We start from the raw sequence: 7212 nt of genomic DNA on the forward strand, positions 1-7212 counted from the left end.
TAGAGGGATACTTGAATGTCCCACTGTCATCACGAGATGTCAGGAATCCCCATCCGCCTTGCGGTGGGGTGGTTCAAATAAGGCTACTGGCAATGAAATCACAAGTTCGGGACAGTAATTGCGATCGCAATTACTGCAAGGTTACGGGAATTGAAGGTTAATTCAGAGACTATTTAACTTATCTCAAATTCTAATGAGCAGCGCAAGATGTAGCTGTAAGCGAGGAGTTATGAGGCGATGCAGTGGGAACTTGAGCAACTAAAACCACATTACCATTGGCATCTGTAACCCATCCTTGGGCTTCTACAATTTGAGTAGGTTCGTTGACAGAATCAACCTTCTGTGATTTTTCTTCTGTGTTTCGCTGCGCCTGAAGAACCGCTCTTTTCTGAATACCGCCAACACGATTTTTACTCTCTGGCTGTAGTGCTATCCAATCTACCAGCACCGCATCATCAGCTATCAATGGCTGGGTGGGATCGGCTACTAGTCCTCCACGCCCAGTGGTAATAAATGAACTACTGGCTATTTTTCCACCAGAACCACAACCAGCAGCAATTTGCTGGGAAGCATCAACTAGATTTTCAGGCAATTCCACTAATCCTTTGCTGGGGTCAGCATCTGGTGAGTTGATTTGGACTGTGCCATTTAATAAAGGGTTTTGCTGAGAAAACGCTGTGATGTCACTTGTTCGCAGGTTCTTTGGGTTGATTTCACCTGTTGGGTCAAGTCTCTCTACGTCTGCACGGGTGCGGGGCACAAAACCAAAGATGTTTTTAGTGGTGATTGCAATTTTACCACCAGAGCCAGAGAAGGCATTGGCGGTTATATCGTTATTTCCGAAGGGAGTGGCGACAAGGAAGCCATTAGGTACTTTGATGGTGATGTTGCCGCCATCTCCATCACCCCCTGCATTAGTGGATATTTGACTATTACGGAGCATCAGTAATAAGTCCCGCACCTGTAGCGAAATATTTCCGCCCTTACCTGATTCACTATTAGATGTGAGTATTCCTTTATTGTCTAAAAATATAGACCGAGCATTTACATTTAGTTCGCCTGCTACTCCTAGATTGCTTACATTCCCCTGATAGATTACACCCTGTGAAAGTTCTGGAAGTTCGCTACTCACAGTTATTGTAGCCCCATCCCGGATAATTAATGTATTTGTATTTATTGTCACTTTCCCTGCATCCCCAGAGCCGTTAGTCAAAGCAAACAAGCCGCTGGGTGTAGTACCATTAGGTGAAATTCCAGTTATTTCTACAGATTTGGAGGCATTTACAGTCAAATTTCCTCCTTTTCCTGTAGCTGGGAAATATTTGTTAGGATCTGATGATGATAACGTTCCTGAAGACTCTGTTGTTACTCTTGCGCCACCCTGGATACGTAACTTCCCAGTGTTGATCGTTAGATCGTCAGCATTTCCAACATCGGAAGTTGCACTAAACAATCCACTGAAGAAAAAATTACTCCCAAAGGAGAAACCACCGATCAAGTCTACAGAATCTGAGGCGTTTACGGTCAATTTTCCTCCTGAACCCAAGCCTTGTAGTCCATTTCCGACTTGCGCTCCATTTCCGACTTGCGCTCCATTTCGCACTTGCGCTCCATTCCTGACAATCAACTTCCCTGTTGTAATCGTTAAGTCTCCAGCGTCTCCTGCACCAAAAGTCACAGCCGTCAACGGTGTACCAGGACCAATTAATTCCACGGACTCTGAGCTAGTGAGCGTTAAATTTCCTCCCGATTGGGAACCCAAGGTATTAGCTAAAATCTGTGAAAAACCATTTAACAGAATGCGCCTACCCTGTACTTGGATATCGCCACTACCTTCACCACTAACATCTACCTGAGATGGCTTTCTAGATCCGTTAGCAGTTCGCTGTATTAGTTGAATGTTCTGAAAATTCTCAACACCTTCATAACCTAAGACCCAACCTTGATTTGTTGGATTAAGACCGACTAGACTATTGCCAGCAACGCTTCCTAGCTCAATTCGTCCCCCTTTTGCCGTTAAATTTCCACCCGCCAAGGTTATATCACCGCCTACAAGTGCCAAGGTTTTACCTGGCTGCACTTGTAGACCAACGGGAGCTTTTAAGCGATTGGTTGCTTGATTTGGACTAGCTTGGGATTCATTGCGGATGAAACCCGCATTTGCTCCGAATTGTAAACCAGTGGGAACACTTACTGTTAGCAGAGGTATGGTTTTGGGATCTGTGGCACTAAATTTAGTACCATTAGCAAAGTTCAGACTACTCGCTGTACTTGCTACAAATGAACCATTGATGTTTAAGGAAGCATTGGGCCCAAAAATAATCCCGTTAGGATTAATCAAAAACAGATTAGCTTGATTATTAGCTTTAAGGATTCCATCAATATTTGAAATAGATTTACCTGTTACGCGGGTAATAATGTTCTCAATATTTGCGGCGTTATTGAAATAAGCTGCGCTTCCAGTGCGAACAGAAAACTGTTCAAAGCTGTGGAAAAGGTTCGTACCGCGAGTCGCCCCACCATCGATCTGGTCAGTAGGGATGCTACCGAGCGGTTTGGGTGTAACAACTGAATTTTCAGATCCCAAGGTGCTATCCGGTGTAATTTGAGACAAAGCACATCTTCCAGAAAAAGTAATTGCTCCAGTAAATGCCAAAACACTCACTAGCTTTAATTTCCAGTACCAACCGCTTCGGCTCTGATACATCATAGAATTTGCACCTTAATCAATTTACACCGGATATGAAATAAGAAAAAATGTGGGGCAAGCTAGGAAAATAAAAGTTACCAGCTTTGCAATTCAGATTTCCCCGATCGCTAGTATAGACTTGATAAGAGGTTTATCTCGTCCGATGGGCAAGTTGCAATTGCAAAGCTTCTATCCCTAAATCTTTATCAATAAGTAGGGATTAATAGGATATTGGTAAACTTGTTAAGATTTTGATGTTTTTATTGACACAATGCGTTGCCCCCGATCGATCCCTTAACAGTCTGACCAGCAACCATCAGGATTATTGTCATACGGGCAAGGCTTACGCAATACCATGCACAATTTATGCAATTTTAGGTCTGGAAATGCTTGCAAAAAGCTCTTGGTTTGCTCATGTACACCAACGTCATTAGATTGAAGTTGATTTAGGTCGAGTGTACACTCAAGTTTAAGAACATCTTGTGCTGGTATACCGTATTTTTCGAGTACGTTTCTCAAGTTAGAGTTACTCACTATATTTTGCATTTCCTGCTTAATTTCGTTTTTTAACTCCTGTAATGTGCGATCGTCTATGACTGTTGACTGTACTATTGGAGATTCCATAAATTTTGCTCTTCTTGCAGACTGGTAAATGTATAAACTTATTTTGTGATGTACTAAATTAACGTGAGTTTGATTAGTACAATTTGGCAATCAACGAATCAAGGATACAGAATCTAGAGTGGCGCGAAAGCATTAAATTTCTAAAGCTCTTGCAAACTCCGATAATTATGACTTCAGCTTGGCTAGTTATAATTACGCATTGCGTAACAAAGCTTCATATATTTTTGCCGGATTTCCTTAAAGCATTGATGAATCTGGCTACTGACCTGAGGAAGAAGCGATACTTTCTCTACGAGATGCTACGCAAACGCCTGGTTACGCCAATGCACCCACAGATGAGTCGAGTACAAGAGGCGGAGCGATCGCTTGTCTGAAGGTTATTACAAAGAAGCGATCGCAAAAAAAACTACCCCTCTCCGCCACCGGAAAGGGGTTAATCACTGCTGAAACTCAGGATTCTTTAATAAGCGTCTTGCAACTCGTAGAAATCAGGCGAGATGTAATCCTTCCGTAAAGGCCAACCCACCCAATCTTCCGGCATCAAAATCCGCTTGAGATTTGGGTGTCCTTCGTAGATAATGCCGTACATATCGTAAGACTCGCGCTCTTGCCAATCTGCGGTTTTCCAAATCCAGTACACAGAAGGCACTACGGGGTTTTCTCGTGGTAAGAACACCTTAACTCGGACTTCTTCGGGGCGATCGCTATTATCAGCGACTTTATTCAAGTGATACACACTTACCAATTCCTGTCCTGGCCCAAGGTCAACGCCACCTTGAAACTGGAGATAATTAAACCCGTAAGCATAAAGGGCTGTAGCGGTGGGAAGCAAGAAATCTGCCGCCACCTTAATTATCTCTACACCATTTTTATCTGGTGCTAAAAACTCATGGTCAAAACCATTTTCCGTCAACCATTGGGAAATTTTACCCGCTTGTACCAATGCCTCTTCTTTGGCTACTGGTACTGGTTTAGATTCTTCTTCAGCCACGGGTTTGTTCCTCCTTTTGCGCCTTTTCTGTCAGCAGTGCAGGTGGTATTGGCATACCGATCGCTTCCGCCAATTCCTTCGGTGGTGCATAGCGAGTTTCTGACTGCAAATACTTACCAGTTAAGATTTCCTCTACTGGCTTCAGGTTATGAGTCGTGCTGTAGTAGCGGTGAGTTTGCTTAATTTTATCCCGCTCTTGCATCGACTCATTGGAGATTTTCTTTCGCAGCTTAATGATTGCGTCGATAATTGCTTCTGGACGGGGAGGACAACCAGGCAAGTACACATCTACAGGAATCAGTTTATCGACTCCGCGCACGGCTGTAGGGGAATCAACGCTGAACATCCCGCCAGTAATTGTGCAAGCACCCATTGCAATTACATACTTCGGTTCTGGCATCTGTTCATAAAGACGCACCAATTGGGGAGCCATCTTCATCGTAATAGTCCCTGCTGTAATAATTAAATCGGCTTGGCGGGGGCTAGAACGGGGAATTAGTCCAAAACGGTCAAAGTCAAATCGGGAACCAATTAAAGCTGCAAACTCAATAAAGCAGCAAGCCGTACCAAACAGTAACGGCCACAGACTAGAAAGCCGCGCCCAGTCGTAGAGGTCATCAACCGTCGTCAAAATGACGTTTTCTGAAAGGTCTTGAGTGACATTAGTACGCTCAATGGGGTTGATGATTCGTTCTTTGTCCTGGGTTGTTAAGTTAGAATTCAAGACCATTCCAAAGCTCCTTTACGCCATGCGTAAACTAAAGCGACTACAAGAATTGCAATAAAGACTAGCGCTTCAATAAATGCTAATAGCCCCAAACGGTGGAAAGCTACCGCCCAAGGATACAAGAAAACAGTCTCCACATCAAAGACGACGAAGACCAGAGCAAACATGTAGTAGCGGATGTTGAACTGAATCCAGGCTCCCCCGATGGGTTCCATGCCAGATTCATAAGTGGTGCGACGTTCTGGGCTGTAACCACTGGGTCGTAGGAGCTTGGAAGCTGAGAGCGCTAAGGCAGGTACTAGGCTACAGATAATGAAGAAGCCTAGAAGGTACTCGTAACCGCTGAGGACAAACACAATGAGTATCTACCGCTTATGGAGTATTTTAAGTAGTGACTGGGGATTGGGGACTGGCGATTGGGGATTGGGGACTGGGACTGGGAAATTCTTCTGAATTGACAATCCCTGATCTCTAATACGAAATTATTGATTTTTAATTCCCAATCCTCAATCCCTAGTCCCCAATCCCTTCAATTACGTTACTTTCTTTTACATTATATCTGTTTGGTTTTTCTGAAATCTGGGAAACAGATACACTTCAAGTATTTAATTAGCTTTTGATAGTGATAGAAAAGCCTAACAATTATGTCATAATTTTTAACGTATATTTAAGAATTCTCCTCTGCGAGGCCCTAGCCATGAGCGAACCAGCTGTTGAGACTCCAGTGTTAGACCGCTACGAGTGTCGCGCCTGCGGTTATGTTTACGAACCCGAAAAGGGAGACGACAAAGATGATATTCCTTCTGGGACAGTCTTTGCAGACCTGCCCGTAAGTTGGCGCTGTCCAGTTTGTAGTGCTAAAAAAACCGCTTTTGCCAACATCGGCCCGGCGGGTACTGCATCCGGCTTCAAAGAAAATCTCGGTTACGGTTTGGGTGTCAACAACCTAACGCCAACCCAAAAGAATATCCTAATTTTTGGTGCTTTGGCTCTCGGCTTCTTGTTTTTTATCAGTCTCTACGGCTTACAGTGACAGCCGTTAAGCAATTAAAAATTCCAAATGAAAAACCCAGGATTGCCTAGCATCCTGACTGACGACTTCTACAAAAATTTAGAAACAACTAAGAAATACTGATGCATTCAATTGTAAAAAGCTGGCAACGAATAGCTGCCTTATTCATAGTAGTCGTCATGTGCATAGGTTGTAGCAAAATCCCCTCTGTTAGCTACAATCCCTGGAAAATCATTTCTGTGCCAACAGACTCGAATCTATTGGATATTGCTTTTACTAATAACCCTGAGCATGGCTACTTAGTAGGTAGCAATGCCACCCTATTAGAAACCAATGACAGTGGTAATACCTGGAAACCAATAATTCTGCAACTGGACGATCAGAAGTATCGCTTTGACTCAGTAAGTTTTACAGGTAAAGAAGGCTGGATTGCCGGAGAACCAGGATTATTACTGCATACTAGCGATGAAGGTGCTTCTTGGTCGCGTATTCCCCTGAGCGAAAAGCTACCAGGTAGCCCGATCGCAATTAAGGCACTAGCAGACAATACAGCTGAAATGGCTACTGATGTGGGAGCCATATATAAGACCACAGACGGCGGCAAAAACTGGAAAGCGCAGGTGGAATCAGCAGTCGGTGTAGTGCGTAATATAGAACGTTCTGCTGATGGTAAATATGTAGCGGTTTCGGCTAAGGGTAGTTTCTACTCGACTTGGGAACCGGGACAAGATGCTTGGGTTCCCCATAACCGCAACAGTTCTCGGCGAGTAGAAAACATGGGCTTTGGTGACAATGGGCAATTGTGGTTGCTAGCTAGAGGAGGTCAAATTCAGTTTAGCGACCCCACTAAACCTGAAGAATGGCAAAAGGCAAAATATCCAGAGTTATCCACCAGTTGGGGTTTACTGGATTTGGCATATCGTACACCTGATGAAATTTGGATCGGTGGCGGTAGCGGTAATTTGCTACGGAGTGGTGACGGTGGCCAAACCTGGGAAAAAGACCGTGAGGTAGAAGAAGTTGCTGCTAATTTGTACAAGATTGTGTTCTTAGAGCCAGAACGGGGATTTATAATTGGCGATCGCGGTGTTTTGCTCAAATATCTCCCAAACCCTGAAGCAGCTTAATGAGGACTGGGGATTGGGTATTAGGTATTAGGTATTGGAGAT

The 7212-nt window shown here is 43.9% G+C and carries 8 protein-coding genes; 2 read left to right on the top strand and 6 right to left on the bottom strand.

The window, feature by feature from the left end; genetic code table 11:
* Positions 1–190 precede the first annotated feature (190 nt).
* The 6 genes from CDG77_RS32510 to ndhC form a co-directional block, all read right to left on the bottom strand.
* Positions 191–2710 (bottom strand): two-partner secretion domain-containing protein, encoded by a 2520-nt coding sequence (locus tag CDG77_RS32510; RefSeq protein ID WP_317615948.1) that lies wholly within the window; start codon positions 2708–2710, stop codon positions 191–193.
* 273 nt (positions 2711–2983) lie between these two features.
* A complete protein-coding gene (locus CDG77_RS32515) occupies positions 2984–3313 on the bottom strand; it encodes a hypothetical protein (RefSeq protein ID WP_094333324.1) in 330 nt (109 codons plus the stop codon).
* A 315-nt stretch (positions 3314–3628) separates the two neighbouring features.
* On the bottom strand, positions 3629–3754 hold the full coding sequence (locus tag CDG77_RS38775; protein ID WP_258169492.1) for a hypothetical protein: 126 nt from the start codon (positions 3752–3754) through the stop codon (positions 3629–3631).
* A 19-nt stretch (positions 3755–3773) separates the two neighbouring features.
* Positions 3774–4304, bottom strand: coding sequence for an NAD(P)H-quinone oxidoreductase subunit J (locus tag CDG77_RS32525; protein ID WP_094333326.1), 531 nt, complete (start codon positions 4302–4304; stop codon positions 3774–3776).
* Positions 4297–5034, bottom strand: coding sequence for a photosynthetic/respiratory NAD(P)H-quinone oxidoreductase subunit K (gene ndhK / locus CDG77_RS32530; RefSeq protein WP_094333327.1), 738 nt, complete (start codon positions 5032–5034; stop codon positions 4297–4299). Before ndhK ends, CDG77_RS32525 begins: the two co-directional genes overlap by 8 nt.
* A complete protein-coding gene (gene ndhC / locus CDG77_RS32535; RefSeq protein WP_094333328.1) occupies positions 5025–5387 on the bottom strand; it encodes a photosynthetic/respiratory NAD(P)H-quinone oxidoreductase subunit C in 363 nt (120 codons plus the stop codon). The genes ndhK and ndhC overlap by 10 nt, the downstream gene beginning before the upstream one ends.
* Before the next feature lie 341 nt (positions 5388–5728).
* On the opposite strand from ndhC, the gene CDG77_RS32540 reads away from it, so the two are divergent.
* Both CDG77_RS32540 and CDG77_RS32545 read left to right on the top strand, forming a co-directional pair.
* The gene (locus CDG77_RS32540; RefSeq protein ID WP_094333329.1) at positions 5729–6064 is read left to right on the top strand and encodes a rubredoxin; all 336 of its coding nucleotides are present in this window, start codon (positions 5729–5731) and stop codon (positions 6062–6064) included.
* 101 nt (positions 6065–6165) lie between these two features.
* Positions 6166–7170 carry a photosynthesis system II assembly factor Ycf48 gene (locus CDG77_RS32545; protein WP_094333330.1) on the top strand — a complete coding sequence of 335 codons (1005 nt, stop codon included), beginning with the start codon at positions 6166–6168 and terminating at the stop codon, positions 7168–7170.
* Positions 7171–7212: the final 42 nt, after the last annotated feature.

The organism is Nostoc sp. 'Peltigera membranacea cyanobiont' 213, assembly GCF_002245975.1.
GTDB lineage: Bacteria > Cyanobacteriota > Cyanobacteriia > Cyanobacteriales > Nostocaceae > Nostoc.